This is a genomic window from Sanguibacter sp. TS_SC_8, from assembly GCF_055361235.1.
On record NZ_CM143955.1, the window covers coordinates 1,057,374 to 1,076,625 of the forward strand.

Here is a 19,252-nt window from a genome sequence, read left to right on the forward strand (position 1 = left end):
GGTCCGATCCGGGCGGACCCGGTTCGCGTGCTGCAGATCACTCATACGTCGTGGGTGGCGGTCGATGGGGGCCCCAATGTCCCTTCGACCTTGCGAGCGACCATGCTGTCACGCCTGAACTCCACGTCGATCATGACCAGACTCGTCACCATCGTCGTCGTCTCCGCACTCGGCATGGGGCTCCTGGCGCTCATCGCCTCCGTCGTGGTGCGCGACCGCATCATGACCGAGCGGCAGGCCGCCACCCGGGCGGTCGTGGAGACGGCCGCCGGGATCGTCACCTACTACGGCGACCAGGCGGGTGCGGGGGAGATGACCGAGACCGAGGCCCAGACCGCCGCCGTCGCCGCGGTCGGTGCGCTGCGCTATGCGGGCGCCGAGTACTTCTGGATCAATGACGAGACCCCGGCGATGATCATGCACCCGATCAAGCCCGAGATGGACGGGACCGACCTGTCCGCGAACGCCGACCCCGACGGCAAGCTCCTCTTCGTGGAGATGGTCCGGGTGGTCCAGGCGGACGGTGCCGGCTTCGTCGACTACCAGTGGCCCAAGCCGGGTTCCGACTCTCCGCAGCCGAAGATCTCCTACGTCCAGGGCTACGAGCCGTGGGGCTGGGTGATCGGCTCCGGCGTCTACGTCGACGACGTCCAGGGCGCGGCGCTGGCCGACGCCGGGAAGCTGCTCCTCGCGGCGGCAGGCCTGGTGCTCGTCTGCGCGCTCACCGGGGTGGCCATCGGACGCTCGATCGTGCGTCCCATCCGCCGCGCAGCGACCGTCCTCGCCTCCGGCGACCTGCACGCGCGGCTCGACACCGGGCGCGGGCGGACCGAGCTCGAGCAGCTCGCGGTCTCTCTCAACGCGACCCTCGACCGGTCCTCCTCGATCGCCCAGGAGGTCTCCACGGCGGCCGTGCACCTGGAGACCGCCGCCTCCCAGCTGCTGCGCAGCGGGGACGAGATCGCCGTGTCCGCACGGGTCACGTCCGAGCAGACGGCTCAGGTGACCGAGTCGGCGATGGGCGTGAGCGCCGGGATCGACACCGTGGCCGCAGGGACGCACCAGATGGGTGCCTCGATCTCGGAGATCGCCCGCAACGCCAACCTCGTCGCGAAGATCGCCGCGGAGGCGGTCGTGGCTGCCGTGGCGACGAACCGCACAGTGACCGAGCTGGGGGAGTCCTCCGCCCAGATCAGCACCGTCGTCAAGGTCATCACCTCGATCGCCGGGCAGACGAACCTGCTCGCGCTCAACGCCACCATCGAGGCGGCCCGGGCCGGCGACGCGGGCAAGGGCTTCGCCGTCGTGGCCAGCGAGGTCAAGGACCTCGCCCAGGAGACGGCCCGCGCGACCGGGGGGATCTCGACCCGGGTCGACGCGATCCAGGCCGCCGTCGAGCAGGCTGCCGGGGAGATCACCCAGATCTCGCTGATCATCGGGCAGATCAACGATCTCCAGGTGACCATCGCCGGGGCGGTCGAGGAGCAGACAGCCACGACGTCGGCCATGGCGCACACGGTGTCCTCGGTCGCCGACGGCGGTCGCAGCATCGCGGAGTCCCTGCGCGGGGTCCAGGAGGCGTCCCGGACCACCACCGAGGAGATCGACGCTATCCGCTCGGCCGCGTCCGAGCTCGCCGCGACGTCCCGTCAGCTGCAGGCGACGGTGACCGCCTTCTCCTCCTGAGCGCGTCCCCACCGACGCCGGACACGAGTGTCGGTGGGGACGCATAGGCTGGGTGGGCTATGACGTCACTCTTTGATCACCTCCCCGGTTTCGACGGCCTGCCGGGCGCGCCGGCGCCCGCCGCGCCGCCCGCCCGCGCCAGCCTGCCCGACGACGCCCCCGCCCCCGGCCCTGCGGCGTCGGCCCTGGCGAGGGTGTCCGCCGCCCAGCCCCAGGACTGGGAGGGTGAAGCGGCCCAGGCCCGCGCCGCCTCCGCGGCCACCGCCGAGGCGCTGCTCGAGGGGCTCAACCCCCAGCAGCGCGAGGCCGTCATGCACTCCGGCGGTCCGCTGCTCATCGTCGCCGGCGCCGGCTCCGGCAAGACCCGGGTGCTCACCCACCGGGTGGCGTACCTGCTGGCCACCCACCGTGCCAGGCCGAGCGACATCCTCGCGATCACCTTCACGAACAAGGCCGCCGCCGAGATGCGCGAGCGCGTCGCCGCGCTCGTGGGACCGGCCGCAGGACGGATGTGGGTCTCGACCTTCCACTCGGCCTGCGTGCGGATCCTGCGCCGCGAGGCGGCCGCCCTCGGGCTGCGGCAGTCCTTCTCGATCTACGACTCCGCCGACTCCCAGCGGCTGCTCACCATGGTGCTGCGCGAGCTCGACGTCGACCCCAAGAAGTACCCGGTCAAGCAGCTCGCCCACAAGATCTCCGCGCTCAAGGACGAGCTCGTGGGACCGGAGCGGTACGCGCTGGAGTCCGGGGCGTCCGACCCGTCCGGGAGCGCCGCGAACGAGTTCGACCAGATGCTGTCCTCGGTGTACTCCCGCTACCAGGCGCGGCTGCGCCAGGCGCACGCCCTCGACTTCGACGACCTCATCATGAGCACGGTCGGCCTGCTCCAGGAGCACCCGGGGGTCGCCGAGCACTACCGCCGCCGGTTCCGGCACGTGCTCGTCGACGAGTACCAGGACACCAACCACGCCCAGTACACCCTGGTCCGCGAGCTCGCCGGGGTGAGCGCGGCCGACCCCGCCCCCGGGGCCTCCGCACGGACACTGCCACCCGGGGAGCTGACCGTGGTCGGCGACTCCGACCAGTCCATCTACGCCTTCCGCGGCGCGACGATCCGCAACATCCTCGAGTTCGAGGTCGACTACCCCGACGCCCGGACGATCCTGCTCGAGCAGAACTACCGCTCGACCCAGAACATCCTCTCCGCGGCCAACGCCGTCATCTCCCGCAACACCGACCGGCTGCCCAAGCGGCTGTGGACGGACGCCGGGGCGGGGGCGAAGATCATCGGCTACGTCGCCGACAACGAGCACGAAGAGGCCCGGTTCATCGCCCAGGAGATCGACCGCCTCGGCGACGCCGAGAAGGTCCGCCCCGGTGACGTGGCCATCTTCTACCGCACCAACGCCCAGTCCCGGGCCCTCGAAGAGGTGCTCATCCGGGTCGGTCTGCCCTACAAGGTGGTCGGCGGCACCCGCTTCTACGAGCGCCGCGAGATCAAGGACGTCATCGCCTACCTGCGGGCCGTGGCCAACCCCGACGACGACGTCAACCTGCGCCGCATCCTCAACGTGCCCAAGCGCGGGCTGGGGGACCGCGCCGAGGCGATGGTCGTGGCCCAGGCCGAGCGCAACCGGTCCTCCTTCAACGAGGCCCTCGACCACCTCGAGGAGATTCCCGGCCTGACCACCCGGGCGCGGGGTCCGCTCAAGGCCTTCCGCACCCTCATGGACGGCCTGCGCACCCTCGCCGACAAGGGCGCCGGCCCGGCCGAGATCCTCGGTGAGGTCCTCGACCGCACCGGCTACCTCGCCGACCTGCGCGCGAGCGACGACCCCCAGGACGAGTCCCGGGTGGAGAACCTCGCCGAGCTGCACGCGGTGGCGAGCGAGTTCGAGGAGTCCGAGCCCGAGGGCACCCTCGCCGACTTCCTCGAGCGGGTCTCCCTCGTCGCCGACTCCGACCAGATCCCCAGCGCCGACGACGCGGGCCACGAGGGCGCCCCGGTGATCGACCCCGGCGTGGTGACCCTTATGACCCTGCACACCGCGAAGGGCCTGGAGTTCCCGGTCGTCTTCCTCACCGGCATGGAGGACGGCACCTTCCCGCACATGCGCTCCCTGCACGACGACGTCGAGCTCGCCGAGGAGCGGCGCCTCGCCTACGTGGGCATCACCCGGGCGCGCGAGCGCCTCTACGTCTCCCGCTCCGCGGTGCGCTCCGCCTGGGGGATGGCCAACGAGTTCCCGGCCAGCCGGTTCCTCGACGAGATCCCCGACGAGCTGTGGGACTGGCGCCGGCGGGAGTCGTCCATGTCGATGCTGCGCGGGCCGGGCGGGTTCACCGGCGGCTACGGCTCGGGCGGGTACGGCTCGGGGAACCGGCGCCGGTCCTCCGACGACGACGACTTCGCCCCGCCGATCGGCTCGGGCGGCTACCGCAGCGAACGCGGCTCTCGGTCCGGGGGCGGCGCGTCGTCGGGCGCCGGGTCGTGGAAGCAGCCCGCGGAGCCGGCCAGCCCCAGCTTCGGCTCGGGCGGAGGCAAGGCCGAGGGGGACATCCCGTCCCTGTCGGTCGGGGACCGGGTCACCCACGACTCCTTCGGCCTGGGGACCGTGGTCTCGGTCGAGGGGTCCGGGCCCAAGGCCGTGGCGAAGATCGACTTCGGCGGGGACGGCACCAAGCGGCTGCTGCTGCGGTTCGCGCCGGTGACGAAGCTCTGACCCGTCACCAGGGGCATACTTCGACCATGCGCAGCGAACTCTTCAGCCAGGCACACAACGAGGTGCACTCCGGCGAGCGGTACACCCTGCAGAACCCTCGGATGCTGCGGGTCTCCCTCGGCCCCGACGTGATCGCCGCGAAAGGCGTCATGGTCGCCTACACCGGCCAGGTGCAGTTCCGTCACGAAGGCGCGGGCAGCGTCGCGAAAGTCATGAAGCGGGTGCTCACAGCCGAGGACCAGCCCCTCATGCGGATGACCGGGCAGGGTCAGGTCTACCTCGCCCGGCGGGCCGCGAACGTCTTCACGATGGAGCTCGAGGGAGAGGGCATCAGCGTCGGTGGGCACTCCCTGCTCGCCTTCGACGCTGCGCTGCAGTGGGACATCCACCGCAGCGGCGGGGCGGGGCTGGTCGGCGCCGGGCTGTTCAACACGGTCGTCGGCGGGTACGGCACGGTCGCACTCACCTCGGACGGCCAGCCGCTCATCCTCGACTGCTCCCAGCAACCCGTCTTCGTCGACACCGACGCGGCCGTGTGCTGGTCGGCAGACATCAAGCCGTCCATCGTCTCGTCGATGTCGGCCATGTCCTTCATCGGTCGCGGTTCGGGGGAGGCCGTCCAGTACTCCTTCCACGGTCCGGGCTTCGTCGTGGTCCAGCCCTCCGAGTCCGTCTGAGGGCACTGTGGTGTACCTGACACCTTGTCAGGAGCCACGTGCCGTGGATCGGCACTAGTGTGGGAGAAAGTGTCTCGACGTCGAGACACATGTGTACCGGTCGACGGAAGGACGCAGCAGGGTGGACCTGTTCGAATACCAGGCACGCGACATCTTCGAGAAGCACGGCGTTCCCGTGCTGGGCGGAGTGGTCGCCACCACTCCTGAAGAGGCTCGCGCAGCAGCAGAAAAGCTCGGCGGAGGAACTGTTGTCGTCAAGGCACAGGTCAAGGTCGGAGGCCGCGGGAAGGCGGGCGGCGTCAAGCTCGCCCACACCCCCGACGAGGCCGCCGCACAGGCCGCACAGATCCTCGGCATGGACATCAAGGGCCACACGGTTCACCGTGTGATGATCGCGGCCGGCGCGAAGATCGCCGAGGAGTACTACTTCTCGGTGCTCCTCGACCGGTCCAACCGCACCTACCTCGCCATGGCGAGCGTCGAAGGTGGCGTGGAGATCGAGCAGCTCGCAGTCGAGCGTCCCGAGGCCCTCGCCAAGATCGCCGTCGACCCGATCGTGGGCATCGACGAGGCCAAGGCCATCGAGATCGCCGAGGCCGCTGGCTTCGCCGACGAGATCAAGGCTCAGGTCGTCGACGCCTTCCAGAAGCTGTGGACCGTCTACAAGGAGGAGGATGCGACCCTGGTCGAGGTCAACCCCCTGGTCCTCACCGAGGACGGGAAGATCGTCGCCCTCGACGGCAAGGTCACCCTCGACGAGAACGCCGGCTTCCGCCACGCCGACCACGCCGAGCTCGAGGACAAGGCAGCAGCCGACCCCCTCGAGGCCAAGGCCAAGGAGAACGACCTCAACTACGTCAAGCTCGACGGGTCGGTCGGGATCATCGGCAACGGCGCGGGTCTCGTCATGAGCACCCTCGACGTCGTCGCCTACGCCGGTGAGCGTCACGGCGGCGTCAAGCCCGCCAACTTCCTCGACATCGGCGGCGGCGCCTCGGCCGAGGTCATGGCCGCCGGCCTCGACGTCATCCTCGGCGACGCCCAGGTGAAGTCGGTCTTCGTCAACGTCTTCGGTGGCATCACCTCGTGCGACGCCGTCGCCAACGGCATCGTCGGTGCCCTCAAGGTGCTCGGCGCAGCCGCGACCAAGCCGCTCGTGGTCCGCCTCGACGGCAACAACGTCGAAGAAGGCCGTCGCATCCTCGCCGAGGCTGCACACCCGCTCGTGACCCTCGCCGAGACGATGGACGGCGGCGCCGACAAGGCTGCCGAGCTGGCCAACGCCTCCGCCTGATCCGTACCCGAACGAGAGAAGAAGCGACACAACAATGGCAATCTTCATCACTGAGGACTCCAAGGTCATCGTTCAGGGCATGACCGGCTCCGAGGGGCAGAAGCACACCACGCGCATGCTCGCCTCGGGCACGAACATCGTCGGCGGGGTGAACCCGCGCAAGGCGGGCACCTCCGTCGGGTTCCCGAAGGGCGAAGCGTCCGTCGACGTCCCCGTCTTCGGCACCGTCGCCGAGGCGATGTCTGCCACCGGCGCCGACGTCTCGGTCGTCTTCGTCCCGCCGGCCCACACCAAGGCCGCCGTCGTCGAGGCCATCGAGGCGCAGATCCCGCTCGTCGTGATCATCACCGAGGGCGTCCCGGTCAAGGACACCGCGGAGTTCTTCGCACTCGCGCAGGAGAAGGGCGTGCGGCTCATCGGCCCCAACTGCCCCGGTCTGATCAGCCCCGGACTCTCCAACGTGGGCATCATCCCCGCGAACATCACCGGCGCCGGCAAGATCGGCCTCGTGTCGAAGTCCGGCACGCTGACCTACCAGATGATGTATGAGCTGCGGGACTTCGGTTTCTCCACAGCCATCGGCATCGGCGGGGACCCGATCATCGGGACCACGCACATCGACGCCCTCGCGGCGTTCGAGGCCGACCCGGCGACCGAGGTGATCGTCATGATCGGTGAGATCGGTGGCGACGCGGAGGAGCGCGCCGCGGCGTACATCAAGGAGCACGTGACCAAGCCGGTCGTCGGCTACGTCGCGGGCTTCACGGCTCCCGAGGGCAAGACGATGGGCCACGCCGGCGCCATCGTCTCCGGCTCCTCGGGCACCGCCCAGGCGAAGAAGGAGGCCCTCGAGGCCGCCGGAGTCAAGGTCGGCAAGACGCCGTCCGCGGCTGCCGATCTCATCCGCGAGATCCTCTCCGCCTGATCCGCAGCACCTGTTCAGCACCATCCGGAGCCCGTCCCGACCTCGTCGGGGCGGGCGCCGCTGCGTCCGGGACCGCCCACCCTCACCCGCGACGCGCCTCACAACCAGGCGCGCCGTCGCTCCTCCCGGCCCAGGGCGGACCTTCGGGGGACGATGACCCCGTGACTTCATCGCCTCCTCCCACCCAGCCGCCCGGGCGTCTGCGCGCCTTGCGCCAGACCCTCGAGCAGCGGCTGCCGGGCGACTCCGTGCGCAGCTCGATCGACGGCGCGGCGCCGTGGGTCTCCGGTGTGCTCGCCGCCGCCCAGGCGCTGATCTTCTCCCTCGCGGCGGTCGTCATCCCCGCGATCGCGATGGCCGTGGCTGCCGCGGCGCAGCAGGCCGGCGCGTCGACCAGCTGGGGCGGGGCCGTGTCGATCTCCGCCCGGATCTGGCTGCTGGGCCACTCCGTCCCGCTCGCCACGGGAGTCGCCGACCTGACGATCGTGCCGCTCGGGGTGAGCGCCGTCGCGGTGTTCGGCGCCTACGTCTGCGCGCGGCGCTCCATGACCCCGCACTGGTCAGCGCTCCTGGCGGGTCTGGGCACCTACGCGGTCGGCGTGCTGATGATCGGGCTGCTCAACGGCGCCGTCAGCCCCGTCCAGCTCACCTCCGCGGCCGGGGGCGGGCTGGTCGTGGGTGCCGTCGGGCTCTCCTGGGGCGTGCTCGCCCGGCCCGACGCCGGTGACCTGGCCGACGCCGTGCACGACGTGATCTTGCGGGTGCCGGTCCTGATCAGGGTGGGGGCCCGCGGTGGCATGGTCGCCGCGAGCTCGACCCTGCTGATGGCCGGCGTGGTCGTGGCCACCTGGATGGTCGCCGAGCACACCACCGTGACCGACGTCGTGCGCGGGCTCGCCCTGGACAGCGCGAGCGGGGTGTCCCTCGCGGTCGCGCAGCTCGCGCTCGTCCCCAACCTCGTCGTGTGGGCGCTGGCCTGGCTCGCCGGACCAGGGTTCTCGGTCGGCGCCGGGACACACTTCGGCCTCGACGGGGTCACGTCAGCGCCGCTGCCCGCGCTGCCGCTGCTCGGCGCCCTCCCCGGCCCAACGACGGGCGCCTCCCTGGTGGCCTGGGCCCCGGTGATCATCGGGTGCGCGGGCGTGCTGGGGGGATGGTTCGTGCACCGGCGCCTCCTGCAGATCGCGTGGTGGCACGTGTTCGTGCTGGCGGCCCTGGTGGGCGCGGGAGCCGGCCTCGTGACCGGTCTCCTCGTGGCGCTCGCCTCCGGCGTGGGGGGACCGGGGCGCCTGGAGGACGTGGGCGCCTCGGGCGCGTTCATCGGGCTGACCGTGTCCGCGCAGGTGACCGTCGGCGCGCTGGCGCTGCTGCTGTGCGTGCGGCACGAGGTGTGGTCGGCCGTGCATCGCGGATGGACCCGCCTGCGCGCCTCGATCCACGAGCGCGCTCAGACGAGCGGCTCCTAGCGCGACCGGCTAGTCGGTGAGGGACTTCTGGTACTTCGTGATCGCCGTCTGGTAGTCCGCCTCGCAGGTGGTCCTCGCCGAGACGGTGATGGCCTCGTTCAGGCAGGCCTGACGGTCCATCTCGATCTGCCACACCGGGATCACCGCGAGCGTGGTCAGGGCGAGGGCGAAGGTCATGACGACCCCGGCCGACAGGGCGACCACAAGGAAGCCGCGCAGGCCGGCACGCCAGATCCGGCGCAGCGCGAGGATCCCCACGACGAGCGCGACCAGCGCGATCGCGACGCTCACGAACCGCCACGGCAGAGCGAGCGAGCTCGTGAGCAGCGAGGCCAGCATGAGCAGACCGAAGTGCATGACCGAGCGGGTCGCGGCGCGCGCGGCGTCGGGGTCGACCGGCGGGCGTGGGGGCCGGTGGGCGCCTCTCGCCCTGGCGGGCCCTGAGCCCGGCTCGTCCGCGGTGCGTGGTGGGGCGGGGGCGGGGGCGGGGGCGCCGTCGGGCGCCGGGGCCTCGGGCTGGAATCGACGCGGGTCCGGTGGTGGGGTGCCCGGTGGCTTCGGTGCGTACGGGTTTCCCATGGACCAATCATGGCCCATGTCGCCGGGTGGTGTGCACGACGCGTTAGGGTTTCGTCCGTGACTTCTCGCGCTCAGGACGACTCGGCCCGCACCCCGTCCGGCCACCCGGTGACCGTCGTGGGGCGCGGCCGCGCCGCGGCCGCGCGCGTCGTCGTGCTCGCCTCTGGTGGGGGGAGCAACCTGGCCGCGCTGCTCGCGGCGCACGACGCCCCGGGCTACGGCGCGCGCGTCGTCGCAGTGGTCACCGACAACCCCGCGGCCGGTGCGATCACCGTGGCCCGCGAGGCCGGGGTCGCGTGCGCGGTCGTCACGCTCGCCGACTTCGGTTCCCGGGCCGAGTGGGACGTGGCCCTGGCCGAGACGGTCGCCGTCTTCAACGCCGACTACGTGGTCAGCGCCGGCTTCATGCGGCTGCTCGGTGCGGGCTTCCTCGACCGGTTCGGTGGCCGGATCATCAACACCCACCCCGCGCTGCTGCCCGCCTTCCCCGGTGCGCACGGTGTGCGGGACGCGCTCGCCTACGGTGTGCGGGTCACCGGTTGCACCGTGCACCTCATCGACGCGGGCATCGACACCGGCCCGATCATCGCCCAGGCGGCCGTGCCGGTCGAGTTGGGCGACGACGAGTCGACGCTGCACGAGCGGATCAAGACGGTCGAACGCGAGCTCCTCGTCGAGTGGGTGAGCCGCATCGCCACCGGGACCCTGACGGTCGACGGCCGTCAGGTCACCGTGGTGCCTGGGACTCCCACCACCTGAGGGTCTCCGTGGTGATGGTGTCCCAGGTCGACGGGGTCACGCCGAGGACCTGCTCGGCGGCGGTCGAGACCATGACGAACGGCGCGGTGAACTGGTAGCCGACCCGGGCGACCTCCCGCATCATCGGCTGCACGGTGCCCAGTGCGGTGACCGCCCAGATCGGCACGGGACTGATCCGCGGCTCGGCCACACCGGCCTCGCGGGCGAAGCCGCGCGCGACCTCACGGAAGGTCCGCGGCTGCGGGGACGGTGCGTGCCACGCCTGTCCCCAGGCTGCCTCGGTCTCCCCGGCCGCGACGAGGGCGCGGGCGAGGTCGGGCAGATAGGTCCAGGTGTGCGGCTGGTCGGCGCTGCCGATCGGGCGGATCGTCCTGCCCGCGAGCAGCGGCCCGAGCAGACGTTCGCCCACGTGAGAGGTGCCCAGCGCACGCGGCCCGATGTAGTCGCTGGCGCGGACCTCGGCGATGCGCACGAGCCCGGCGTCGTGACGGGCCTTCGCCTCGAGCCACATCTGTGCGCGGACCTTCCCCTTGGTCTCGGTGCTCGCGAGCGGGGTCTGCTCGGTCATCGGGGAGGCGTCGGGTCCGTAGACGTAGAGGTTCGCGGCCGTGACCAGGACGGCGTCGTGCGTCTGCGCCGCGCCGAGCAGCGCGGTCGCGACCGGCGGCCAGTCGGTCGCCCACCGGTGGTAGGCGGGGTTGACGCAGTTGTAGAGGACGTCCGCGCCGCGGGTCGCGGCAGTCAGTGCCGCGGCGTCCGAGGCGTCCGCGGCGACGTGCTCGACGTCGTCCAACGACCGGCGGCTGGTGGCCTCGGGGGCGCCGGAGCGGCTGACCATCCGGACCTCCTCGCCGCGGGCCAGCAGGTGCTCGGCGGTGGTCGAGCCGATGGGCCCCTTGCCGATGATGACGTGGACGGTCATGGTCGTGCTCCGTTCTGATCGGTCCGGGGACCCCGGCACCGCACGATGAGAGCAGTGCTCTCTGGTGTGAACAATGCTCGCATCGAGCGGTCGCCTCCGTCAAGAGCAGTGCTCTCTTTTGCGTGCACCGAACCCCCTGAGGCAGAGTGGCGGCTATGGATCACCCGGACCAGCCCAACGTGCCACGCACCGCCCGCGACCGCGCGCGGGCGGAGGTCATGGCCGAGCTCCTCGCCGCCGCGAAGGCCCGACTGGGGACCGACGGGGCTGCGGCGCTCTCGCTGCGGGCCATCGCCCGGGACCTCGGCATGGCGTCCTCCGCGGTGTACCGCTACGTCGACTCCCGCGACGCGCTGCTGACCCTGCTCATCCTCGACGGCTACAACGCTGCCGGTCAGGCCTGCGAGGACGCCGCGGCGGCCGCCCGCGGGCGGGGAGAGGCTCCCGCGCAGGTGTGGCTCGCCGCCGCGCGGGCGCTGCGGGGCTGGGCGCTGGCCCATCCCCGCTCCTACGAGCTCATCTACGGCACTCCCGTCCCGGGCTACCGGGCGCCCACCGACACGGTCGCCGCCGCGACCCGGCTGTGGGGGGTCATCATCGCCGTCATGCACGACGCCGAGGCGACCGGCACGCTCGCACCGACCGGACCGCAGTTCCCCACCGCAGGCCTCCTCACCCCCGAGACGCTCGCCTTCGCCGGCTTCGACCCGGCCGCAGGTGACACCGAGCAGACCCGCCAGATCGAGCTGATGGTCGTGCGGTCCTTCACGCTCTTCGCCTCGGTCCTCGGCGCCATCAGCGCAGAGCTGTTCGGGCACTATCACCAGGCCGCCGCCGACTACGCGGGTGTCTTCGACGCGACGATCGCGACCGCCGCCGCGGGGGTCGGGCTGATCGTGGACGTCGGCTAGAAAGCCGGTAGAATCGGCAGCGGTCGCGACTGGCGAGGGTGGGGTTCACCACCGGGGAGCGACCGGGAAGTCCCTGTGCAGGCCCTCCGGCGACGGAGGGGCTGCGTGGCGCCGTCCGCCTGGGCGCCTGGGTTCACCGAAGTGACTCCCAGATGCGGGTCACGCCCCGAACCGCCACGACAGGAGAACACCAGATGTCTGCCGCTCACTCCTCCACGCCGATCCCGGCGTTCGCCGACGACGCCCAGCGCCCCGTGCGCCGCGCCCTGATCAGCGTCTACGACAAGACCGGCCTGACCGACCTCGCCCAGGCGCTGCACGCCGCAGGCATCGAGATCGTCTCGACCGGGTCGACCGCCTCGACCATCGCCGCCGCGGGCGTGCCCGTCACCGGCGTCGAGACCCTCACCGGTTTCCCCGAGTGCCTCGAGGGGCGCGTCAAGACGCTGCACCCGCGCGTGCACGCCGGCATCCTCGCCGACACCCGCAAGGCCGACCACCTCGCCCAGCTCGCCGACCTCGGCATCGAGACCTTCGAGCTGGTCATCGTCAACCTCTACCCCTTCACCGCGACCGTCGACTCCGGCGCGACGCCCGACGAGTGCGTCGAGCAGATCGACATCGGCGGGCCGTCCATGGTGCGCGCGGCCGCGAAGAACCACCCGAGCGTGGCCGTCGTCGTCGACCCGGCGAGCTACCCGGCCGTGACCGCCGCCGTGGCCGCGGGCGGGTTCACCTACGCCCAGCGCAAGGCCCTCGCCGCGCAGGCCTTCGTCCACACCGCCACCTACGACGTCGCCGTGGCCAGCTGGATGAGCACGGTCGTGTCCCCGACCGACGCCGTCGAGACCGCTGACGGCCCCGTCTCGACCGGCTTCCCGGCCTGGGTGGGCGCCACCTGGAACCGCTCCGACGTGCTGCGCTACGGGGAGAACCCGCACCAGCGCGCCGCCCTGTACACGAGCGGGTACGGCGCCGCGGGCCTGGCCCAGGCCACCCAGCTGCACGGCAAGGCGATGAGCTACAACAACTACGTCGACGCCGACGCCGCATGGCGCGCCGCGCACGACCACACCGGCCCCGCCGTGGCCATCATCAAGCACGCCAACCCGTGCGGCATCGCCGTGGGCGACTCGATCGCCGACGCGCACGCCAAGGCCCACGCCTGCGACCCGATGAGCGCTTTCGGCGGTGTCATCGCCGCGAACGCGATCATCACCAAGGAGGCCGCGGAGCAGATCGCCCCGATCTTCACCGAGGTCGTCGTCGCACCCGGCTTCGAGCCCGAGGCGATCGAGATCCTCACCGCCAAGAAGAACATCCGCCTGCTCCAGGTCGACGGTGCACCCTCGGCCGCCGTGGAGCTGCGCCCGATCAGCGGCGGCCTGCTCATGCAGGCGGTCGACCGGATCGACGCCGCCTCTCGGGCCGGCGGCGACGCACCCGAGCACTGGACCCTCGCGACCGGTGAGGCCGCCGACGCCGCGACCCTCGCCGACCTCACCTTCGCCTGGCGCGCGGTGCGAGCCGTGAAGTCCAACGCCATCCTCCTTGCCTCCGGCGGCGCGTCCGTGGGCGTGGGGATGGGTCAGGTCAACCGGGTCGACTCCTGCAAGCTCGCGGTCGAGCGCGCCAACACCGGCGACGTCGAGCGGGCCCGCGGGGCGGTGGCCGCATCCGACGCGTTCTTCCCCTTCGCCGACGGCCTCCAGGTGCTGCTCGACGCCGGCGTGCGCGCCGTCGTCCAGCCCGGTGGCTCGGTGCGCGACGACGAGGTCATCGCCGCGGCCAGCGCCGCGGGCGTCACGCTGTACCTCACCGGCACGCGCCACTTCGCGCACTGACAGGACCACCCGAACGGCGCCATCCCCACCGGGGTGGCGCCGTTCGCGCGTGGTCAGACGAGCGTCGACCGCAGCGGGACCTGCGGGTCCCGGGCCTGCGCGAGGTCGAGCTTGACCGGCCCGCCGGCCATCACCCGGCGCGCCGCGGCGACGTCCTTGGGGGAGTCGACCACGACGATCCCGGTGACCAGTCCGGCGGCCGAGACGTACAGGGCCGCCCACCCGGCGCCGGCGGGGTCGCCCCGGAAGACCACCTCGTCGGCCGTGTCGGGGAGGCCGAAGAGCGCCAGGTCGTGGCCGAGCTGGGTGGAGAACACGTAGGGCGCGTGCCGGGGCGGTGGCTCCAGGCCGAGGATCTCGCGGGCGACCGCGTCCGGGTCGAGCAGCGCTGCCGACCAGTGGCCGCCCGGCACCTGGTCCCACACAGCATCCGCCCGGGTGGCGCAGTCGCCGACCGCGAAGACGGCGTCGGTCCCCACGACCCTGCCGCGGGTGTCCACCGGGATCGCACCGCGGGCGTCGCGGGGCAGCGCCCCGGCCAGCCAGTCGGTCGCCGGACGTGCACCGACCGCGGCGAGCACGACGTCGGCGGGGATCGTCCGGGGGACGGGCGTCCCCAGGTGCACGGCGCCCGGGTCGACCCCCACCACGGGGGCCCCGGTCACCAGGGTGACTCCCGCGGCGGCGTACCAGCTGCTCAGGTGGGCGCCGACCGCCGGGCCGAGCTGGCGGTGCAGCGGGACGTCTGCGGCCTCGACGACGGTCACCGCGCAACCGGCCCGCGCGGCCGCGCCGGCGACCTCGGCGCCGATCCAGCCCGCACCGATGCACACCAGGTGCGTGCCGGGGACGAGCCGGGCCCGCAGCAGGTCGGCGTCGGCGGCGCCGTGCAGGGTCACCGCGTCGTCCCACGGCCTGAGGGGCACCGACCCGCAGGCGAGCACGACGACGTCGGCGCGGGCACTGCGCCCGCTCGCGGTGACGACCGAGATCGGGCTGGAGCGCTCGAGGTGACGCGCGGCGTCGTCGAGCACGAGGTCGTCGGCGAGGAGGGAGAGGTCCACGCCGAGCTCGTCGGTGAGCCATGCCGGCGACGGCCGCGTGAACAGCTCTTTCGACAGCGGCGGGCGGTCGTAGGGGAGGAGGCCCTCGGCGCCCAGGACGGTCAGGTGCCCGGTGAAGCCGTGCGCGCGCAGGGCCGCCGCGGTCTGCGTCCCGGCCAGACCCGCTCCTACGATGAGCACCGACCGTGGCGGGCGTGCCAGGGGCTCGGGGGGGACGGGCGTCGTGTGGTGCGTCGGTTCCATGGTCGCAACGGTAGTCTCGGTGCGGTGAAGTGCTCGTGGACGTGACAGGCAGCGTGATGGTCAGCAACGGAGTTCAGGTGCCGGCGCCCCCGGGCGGCGAGGACGCGACGTCCCCTGCCCTGGAACCCTCTGCTCTGCCGTCCCCTGACGGGCCGACGCCACTGCGCCCGCGCCCTGCGGGCCCGCGACGGAACGCGGCCATGTGGATCATCGCCGCGGCAGTCGTCGGCGTGGCGGTCGTCACCGTCCTCGAAGGAGCGCGGCTGGGTGCCCTCGGCCTCGCCGGGATCCTCCTGGGAGCCGGCATCGCACGGCTCGTCGTCCCCGGCCCCGGGCTGGTCGGCATCGCCGTCCGTTCCCGTGGGCTCGACGCGGCGATGTACCTCTCCCTCGCGGCGGTCATCGCCGTGCTGGCGCAGACCGCCCCCAACATCTAGGCCTCCCGCAACGAGGCCGAGGCCGCCACCGTCGCGTGAACGACGGTGACGACCTCGGCGGGGGAGCGGGTGCTACTTCGTGGTGGACTCGTCCGTGCCGGGCGTGGCGTCGGGCTCGTCAGTGGGCTTGTCAGCGGGCTCGTCAGTGGGCTCGTCAGCGGGCTCGTCAGCGGAGACAGGCTCCTCGACGACCACGTCGGCGCGCGCAGCGGCGTCCTCCTCGACAGCGTCCTCCTCGACCGCGATCTCGTCGAGCTCGAGCTCGCCGTCGGCCGGGGCGTCGTCGTAGTAGACGTAGTCGACGACGGTCTCCTCACCGGCGAAACCGCGGTAGAAGAGGGCGGCGATCGCCGCACCGACGAGCGGGGCGACCCAGAAGATCCAGACCTGGCTGAGGGCCCAGCCGTCGGAGAACAGCGCAGCGGCGAGCGAGCGTGCCGGGTTGAGCGATCCACCGTCGAAGGGCGCGGCGAGCAGCAGCAGGATGAAGAACGTCAGACCGATGACGATCGGGGCGGACTTCGCCCGGACGCGCCGGTCGGTCACCGCGAGGATCACGCCGACGAACAGCGCGGTCGCGATGACCTCCATGATCGCGACGGCGGTCAGGTCGAAGGCCGTGAACGTCGGCATCACGAGCTCGCCGGAGGTGAGCGCGGCATCGATCTGCTCCTGGGTCGCGCCCTGGGACAGGTACGTGTCGAAGAACGCCTGCTGAGCCGTGACGAAGGGCGGGGAGTGGTCGCCGTAGCCGTTCGCGACCGTGGAGAAGAAGTTCTTCAGGCTCGAGTAGGCCGCCCCGTCGCCGGAGACGAGCGACTGGGGGATGGTGGCGAAGAGTGCGGCGGCCGCGGCTGCCGCACCGACGACCTGCGTGATCCAGTAGAGCGGGACGAGCTTCCACGGCGTCCGGCCGGCCAGGGCGGAGCCGAAGGTCACGGCCGGGTTGAAGTGGCCGCCGGAGATGTGCCCGACGGCGGCGATCCCGGCCAGCAGCGCGACGCCGAAGCCGAGCGCGATCTCGAGCGGACCTGCACCCTGGAGCGAGGCGTAGAGCGCCACACCGAGGCCGACGAACACCATGAGGAACGAGCCGAGCAGCTCGGCCCCGATGAGGGTGAACGGCGAGGAGGTGACGGGGCCCGGGCGGGAGGTGTGTGCGTCGCGCTCGTGGTCGATGACCACGGTCTCCGCGATGGGTGTCTGCTGCGCAGAGGCGTCCTGAGACATGTTGATCCTGTCGTGTGGAGAGATGGTTGCGTCGATCAGGTGAACGGTAGCGGTGCGTCGACGGCATGCATAGTTCCGCTTCAGAGGGAATCGTTCCATGTCCACCTGTGAAGCGCATGACAACGCCCCGCTGACCTGGTGCGCTGACCTGGTGCGTTGACCTGCCGCGCGTCGCTCCAGCAGGGCCGGGCTCGATGGGACAGTATGAATGGAGTGTCTGCGAACAAGGGAGTTGTGACATGCGCGCTACCGTCAATGTGACCGTCACCGGAGCGGCCGGCCAGATCGGCTATGCCCTCCTGTTCCGGATCGCCTCCGGGCAGCTGCTCGGCCCGGACACCCCGGTCCGGTTGCGCCTCTTGGAGATCCCCCAGGGGGTCAAGGCCGCCGAGGGCACCGCGATGGAGCTCGACGACTGCGCCTTTCCGCTGCTCTCCGGCATCGACATCTTCGACAACCCCCGGGACGGCTTCGACGGCGCGAACATCGCGCTCCTGGTCGGCGCGCGCCCGCGGGGCAAGGGCATGGAGCGCGGTGACCTGCTCGAGGCGAACGGGGGGATCTTCCGTCCGCAGGGTGAGGCGATCAACGCCGTCGCGGCCGATGACATCCGCGTCCTCGTCGTCGGCAACCCGGCCAACACGAACGCGCTCATCGCTGCCTCCAACGCACCCGACGTCCCCAAGGACCGGTTCAGCGCGATGACGCGCCTCGACCACAACCGGGCGCTGACCCAGGCGGCCAAGCGGGCCGGGGTGCCCGTCGACGCCGTGAGACGGCTCACCATCTGGGGAAACCACTCGGCGACCCAGTACCCGGACCTCTTCCACGCGGAGGTCGCCGGCCGGCCGGCGACCTCCCTCGTCGAGGACACCGCCTGGCTGACCGAGGAATTCATCCCGGTCGTGGCCACCCGGGGTGCGGCGGTCATCCAGGCGCGCGGGGCGTCGTCGGCGGCGTCGGCGGCCAACGCGGCCATCGACCACGTCCACGACTGGGTGACCGGGACCCCTGAGGGTGACTGGACGTCGGCGGGCATCGTCTCGGACGGGTCCTACGGGGTGCCCGAGGGCCTGGTGTCCTCCTTCCCGGTGGTGTCTCGGGGTGGTGCGTGGGAGATTGTCCAGGGGCTCGAGATCGGTGACTTCTCGCGCGGACGCATCGACGCGTCGGTGGCCGAGCTCGTCGAGGAGCGCGAGGCCGTGCGGGTGCTCGGGCTGATCTGAGGAGTCGAGCGGTCCGGGCGTGCCGCAGACGGAATCCGCACGACGTCGATACCCTATGAGGGCTTTCTTCGCGGGCTGCGCACACTGCGCATCTCGTCTCAGACTCTGATCGCGCACGCGGTCACCGAACGACTGGACAGCGACGATGACGTATCCGCCGCAGGACCCCTTCTCCAAAGGCCCCCAGGACGGGGACCCCTCGCAGGGGTCTCAGCAGCCACCGGCGGGTGGAGGCCAGTCCCCCTACGGCGGCCCGCCTGCCTCCGGTGGTCAGCCTCCCTACGGTGGTCAGCCTCCCTACGGTGGCCAGCCCCCGTACGGTGGCCAGCCTCCCTACGGTGGCATGCCCCCCTACAACGGTCAGCAGTACCCCGGCGGGGACATCTCCAAGAACAACCTCGGACTGTGGTCGATGATCCTCGGCATCGTCTCCCTGCTGTGCTGCGGGTTCATCGCCGGCATCCCGGCCGTCATCCTCGGCAACAAGTCGAAGCAGGCTGTCGCGGCCGGGCTCGCCAACAACGCCAGCATGGCGACCGCAGGTGTGATCATGGGGTGGATCGCCATCGGCCTCTCGGCCATCGGTCTCATCGTCCAGGCGGCGACCGGGTTCTCCGCCTTCGACAACCTCTGAGCTCACGACACCCTCTGATCCCACGATGAGCGACGCAGCCGGCGGCATCGACCGAGCCGCCCTCGACGAGCAGGTTCCTGCCCGCGGGGAGGCCGGCCGGTGGCGTCGGCTGCGCCCTCCGGTGCTCACCGGGGCGGGAGTCGTGGGCGCGGTGGTGCTCCTCGCCACGGTCAGCCCGCACACTCCCGGCCAGTACGGGTCCTGCCCGAGCCTGTGGCTCCTCGGTGTGTACTGCCCGGGGTGCGGTGCGCTGCGCGCCACCTACGACCTGGCCCACCTCGATCTGGTGGGAGCCTGGTCGATGAACCCGCTGTGGGTGCTCTTGGTGCCCGTCGTCGTGCTCGCCTGGACGGCCTGGCTCCGGCGCGCCTGGCGCGGGCGCAGGCTCGGTGACGTGTCGACGTGGATGTGGGTCGTGCCCCTCGTGGTGGCGCTCGGGTACGCCGTCCTGCGCAACCTGCCTGCCGCCGCCCCCTGGCTGGCCCCCGGTGGGGCGCTCCCCTGACGTACGTCCAGGTGGGGGATCGGCGAGGCGGCGGACCATCGCCAATAGTGGGATGAATCGCCTGCAAGAATGGTGTTCGATTTCACGGTGTTTCGTCCTGGTATTTTCCCCAGCCCTCGAACCCCTC

General features: G+C 71.7%; 17 protein-coding genes. 13 read left to right on the forward strand and 4 right to left on the reverse strand.

Going from position 1 to position 19,252, the window contains the following annotated elements:
• Nucleotides 1-132: 132 nt before the first annotated feature.
• The 6 genes from ACWA15_RS04705 to ACWA15_RS04730 all read left to right on the forward strand — a co-directional run bounded on the left by ACWA15_RS04705 (nt 133) and on the right by ACWA15_RS04730 (nt 8,771).
• A complete protein-coding gene (locus ACWA15_RS04705; protein WP_464058282.1) occupies nt 133-1,686 on the forward strand; it encodes a methyl-accepting chemotaxis protein in 1,554 nt (517 codons plus the stop codon).
• A gap of 59 nt (nt 1,687-1,745) precedes the next feature.
• Complete coding sequence (pcrA, locus tag ACWA15_RS04710) at nt 1,746-4,409, forward strand: DNA helicase PcrA (protein ID WP_464058283.1); 2,664 nt, start codon at nt 1,746-1,748, stop codon at nt 4,407-4,409.
• 26 nt (nt 4,410-4,435) lie between these two features.
• Entirely contained in the window at nt 4,436-5,086 is a 651-nt protein-coding gene (locus ACWA15_RS04715) for an AIM24 family protein (protein WP_464058284.1), read from the forward strand.
• A 121-nt stretch (nt 5,087-5,207) separates the two neighbouring features.
• Entirely contained in the window at nt 5,208-6,380 is a 1,173-nt protein-coding gene (gene sucC, locus ACWA15_RS04720) for an ADP-forming succinate--CoA ligase subunit beta (RefSeq protein WP_464058285.1), read from the forward strand.
• Nucleotides 6,381-6,414: 34 nt separating this feature from the next.
• Entirely contained in the window at nt 6,415-7,305 is an 891-nt protein-coding gene (gene sucD / locus ACWA15_RS04725; RefSeq protein ID WP_464058286.1) for a succinate--CoA ligase subunit alpha, read from the forward strand.
• A gap of 161 nt (nt 7,306-7,466) precedes the next feature.
• Entirely contained in the window at nt 7,467-8,771 is a 1,305-nt protein-coding gene (locus ACWA15_RS04730; protein ID WP_464058287.1) for a cell division protein PerM, read from the forward strand.
• A gap of 9 nt (nt 8,772-8,780) precedes the next feature.
• On the opposite strand, the gene ACWA15_RS04735 is transcribed toward ACWA15_RS04730, so the two are convergent.
• Complete coding sequence (locus ACWA15_RS04735) at nt 8,781-9,350, reverse strand: hypothetical protein (protein WP_464058288.1); 570 nt, start codon at nt 9,348-9,350, stop codon at nt 8,781-8,783.
• Nucleotides 9,351-9,407: 57 nt separating this feature from the next.
• On the opposite strand from ACWA15_RS04735, the gene purN reads away from it, so the two are divergent.
• The gene (gene purN / locus ACWA15_RS04740) at nt 9,408-10,109 is read left to right on the forward strand and encodes a phosphoribosylglycinamide formyltransferase (RefSeq protein WP_464058289.1); all 702 of its coding nucleotides are present in this window, start codon (nt 9,408-9,410) and stop codon (nt 10,107-10,109) included.
• Here the strand turns inward: purN and ACWA15_RS04745 are convergent.
• Nucleotides 10,078-11,031 (reverse strand): NAD-dependent epimerase/dehydratase family protein, encoded by a 954-nt coding sequence (locus ACWA15_RS04745; RefSeq protein WP_464058290.1) that lies wholly within the window; start codon nt 11,029-11,031, stop codon nt 10,078-10,080. The genes purN and ACWA15_RS04745 overlap by 32 nt on opposite strands.
• 155 nt (nt 11,032-11,186) lie before the next feature.
• Here ACWA15_RS04745 and ACWA15_RS04750 point away from each other — a divergent pair, with 155 nt between their 5' ends.
• Nucleotides 11,187-11,942, forward strand: a complete 756-nt coding sequence (locus ACWA15_RS04750; protein WP_464058291.1) for a TetR/AcrR family transcriptional regulator — start codon at nt 11,187-11,189, stop codon at nt 11,940-11,942.
• Nucleotides 11,943-12,136: 194 nt separating this feature from the next.
• Nucleotides 12,137-13,786, forward strand: a complete 1,650-nt coding sequence (gene purH / locus ACWA15_RS04755) for a bifunctional phosphoribosylaminoimidazolecarboxamide formyltransferase/IMP cyclohydrolase (protein WP_464058292.1) — start codon at nt 12,137-12,139, stop codon at nt 13,784-13,786.
• A 53-nt stretch (nt 13,787-13,839) separates the two neighbouring features.
• Here purH and ACWA15_RS04760 read toward each other — a convergent pair whose 3' ends face one another.
• Nucleotides 13,840-15,093: an NAD(P)/FAD-dependent oxidoreductase gene (locus ACWA15_RS04760; protein WP_464058293.1), complete on the reverse strand. Its 1,254-nt coding sequence runs from the start codon at nt 15,091-15,093 to the stop codon at nt 13,840-13,842.
• A 200-nt stretch (nt 15,094-15,293) separates the two neighbouring features.
• Here ACWA15_RS04760 and ACWA15_RS04765 point away from each other — a divergent pair, with 200 nt between their 5' ends.
• A complete protein-coding gene (locus ACWA15_RS04765; protein WP_464058294.1) occupies nt 15,294-15,530 on the forward strand; it encodes a DUF3017 domain-containing protein in 237 nt (78 codons plus the stop codon).
• A 72-nt stretch (nt 15,531-15,602) separates the two neighbouring features.
• On the opposite strand, the gene ACWA15_RS04770 is transcribed toward ACWA15_RS04765, so the two are convergent.
• Nucleotides 15,603-16,760, reverse strand: a complete 1,158-nt coding sequence (locus ACWA15_RS04770) for an MIP/aquaporin family protein (RefSeq protein ID WP_464058295.1) — start codon at nt 16,758-16,760, stop codon at nt 15,603-15,605.
• A 239-nt stretch (nt 16,761-16,999) separates the two neighbouring features.
• On the opposite strand from ACWA15_RS04770, the gene ACWA15_RS04775 reads away from it, so the two are divergent.
• The 3 genes from ACWA15_RS04775 (at nt 17,000) to ACWA15_RS04785 (ending at nt 19,125) form a co-directional block, all read left to right on the forward strand.
• Nucleotides 17,000-17,986, forward strand: a complete 987-nt coding sequence (locus ACWA15_RS04775; RefSeq protein ID WP_464058296.1) for a malate dehydrogenase — start codon at nt 17,000-17,002, stop codon at nt 17,984-17,986.
• 343 nt (nt 17,987-18,329) lie between these two features.
• The gene (locus ACWA15_RS04780) at nt 18,330-18,620 is read left to right on the forward strand and encodes a DUF4190 domain-containing protein (protein WP_464058297.1); all 291 of its coding nucleotides are present in this window, start codon (nt 18,330-18,332) and stop codon (nt 18,618-18,620) included.
• Nucleotides 18,621-18,645: 25 nt separating this feature from the next.
• Nucleotides 18,646-19,125, forward strand: coding sequence for a DUF2752 domain-containing protein (locus ACWA15_RS04785; protein ID WP_464058298.1), 480 nt, complete (start codon nt 18,646-18,648; stop codon nt 19,123-19,125).
• Nucleotides 19,126-19,252: the final 127 nt, after the last annotated feature.

Excerpts from the sequence above, each read along its gene's own strand:
- pcrA (WP_464058283.1), top strand. The coding sequence starts at position 1,746 with ATGACGTCACTCTTTGATCACCTCCCCGGTTTCGACGGCCTGCCGGGC.
- ACWA15_RS04775 (WP_464058296.1), top strand. The coding sequence starts at position 17,000 with ATGCGCGCTACCGTCAATGTGACCGTCACCGGAGCGGCCGGCCAGATC.
- ACWA15_RS04715 (WP_464058284.1), top strand. The coding sequence starts at position 4,436 with ATGCGCAGCGAACTCTTCAGCCAGGCACACAACGAGGTGCACTCCGGC.
- ACWA15_RS04785 (WP_464058298.1), top strand. The coding sequence starts at position 18,646 with ATGAGCGACGCAGCCGGCGGCATCGACCGAGCCGCCCTCGACGAGCAG.
- ACWA15_RS04760 (WP_464058293.1), bottom strand. The coding sequence starts at position 15,093 with ATGGAACCGACGCACCACACGACGCCCGTCCCCCCCGAGCCCCTGGCA.
- sucD (WP_464058286.1), top strand. The coding sequence starts at position 6,415 with ATGGCAATCTTCATCACTGAGGACTCCAAGGTCATCGTTCAGGGCATG.
- ACWA15_RS04745 (WP_464058290.1), bottom strand. The coding sequence starts at position 11,031 with ATGACCGTCCACGTCATCATCGGCAAGGGGCCCATCGGCTCGACCACC.
- ACWA15_RS04780 (WP_464058297.1), top strand. The coding sequence starts at position 18,330 with ATGCCCCCCTACAACGGTCAGCAGTACCCCGGCGGGGACATCTCCAAG.
- purH (WP_464058292.1), top strand. The coding sequence starts at position 12,137 with ATGTCTGCCGCTCACTCCTCCACGCCGATCCCGGCGTTCGCCGACGAC.
- ACWA15_RS04705 (WP_464058282.1), top strand. The coding sequence starts at position 133 with ATGACCAGACTCGTCACCATCGTCGTCGTCTCCGCACTCGGCATGGGG.
- ACWA15_RS04750 (WP_464058291.1), top strand. The coding sequence starts at position 11,187 with ATGGATCACCCGGACCAGCCCAACGTGCCACGCACCGCCCGCGACCGC.
- ACWA15_RS04770 (WP_464058295.1), bottom strand. The coding sequence starts at position 16,760 with ATGTCTCAGGACGCCTCTGCGCAGCAGACACCCATCGCGGAGACCGTG.
- ACWA15_RS04765 (WP_464058294.1), top strand. The coding sequence starts at position 15,294 with ATGTGGATCATCGCCGCGGCAGTCGTCGGCGTGGCGGTCGTCACCGTC.
- ACWA15_RS04735 (WP_464058288.1), bottom strand. The coding sequence starts at position 9,350 with ATGGGAAACCCGTACGCACCGAAGCCACCGGGCACCCCACCACCGGAC.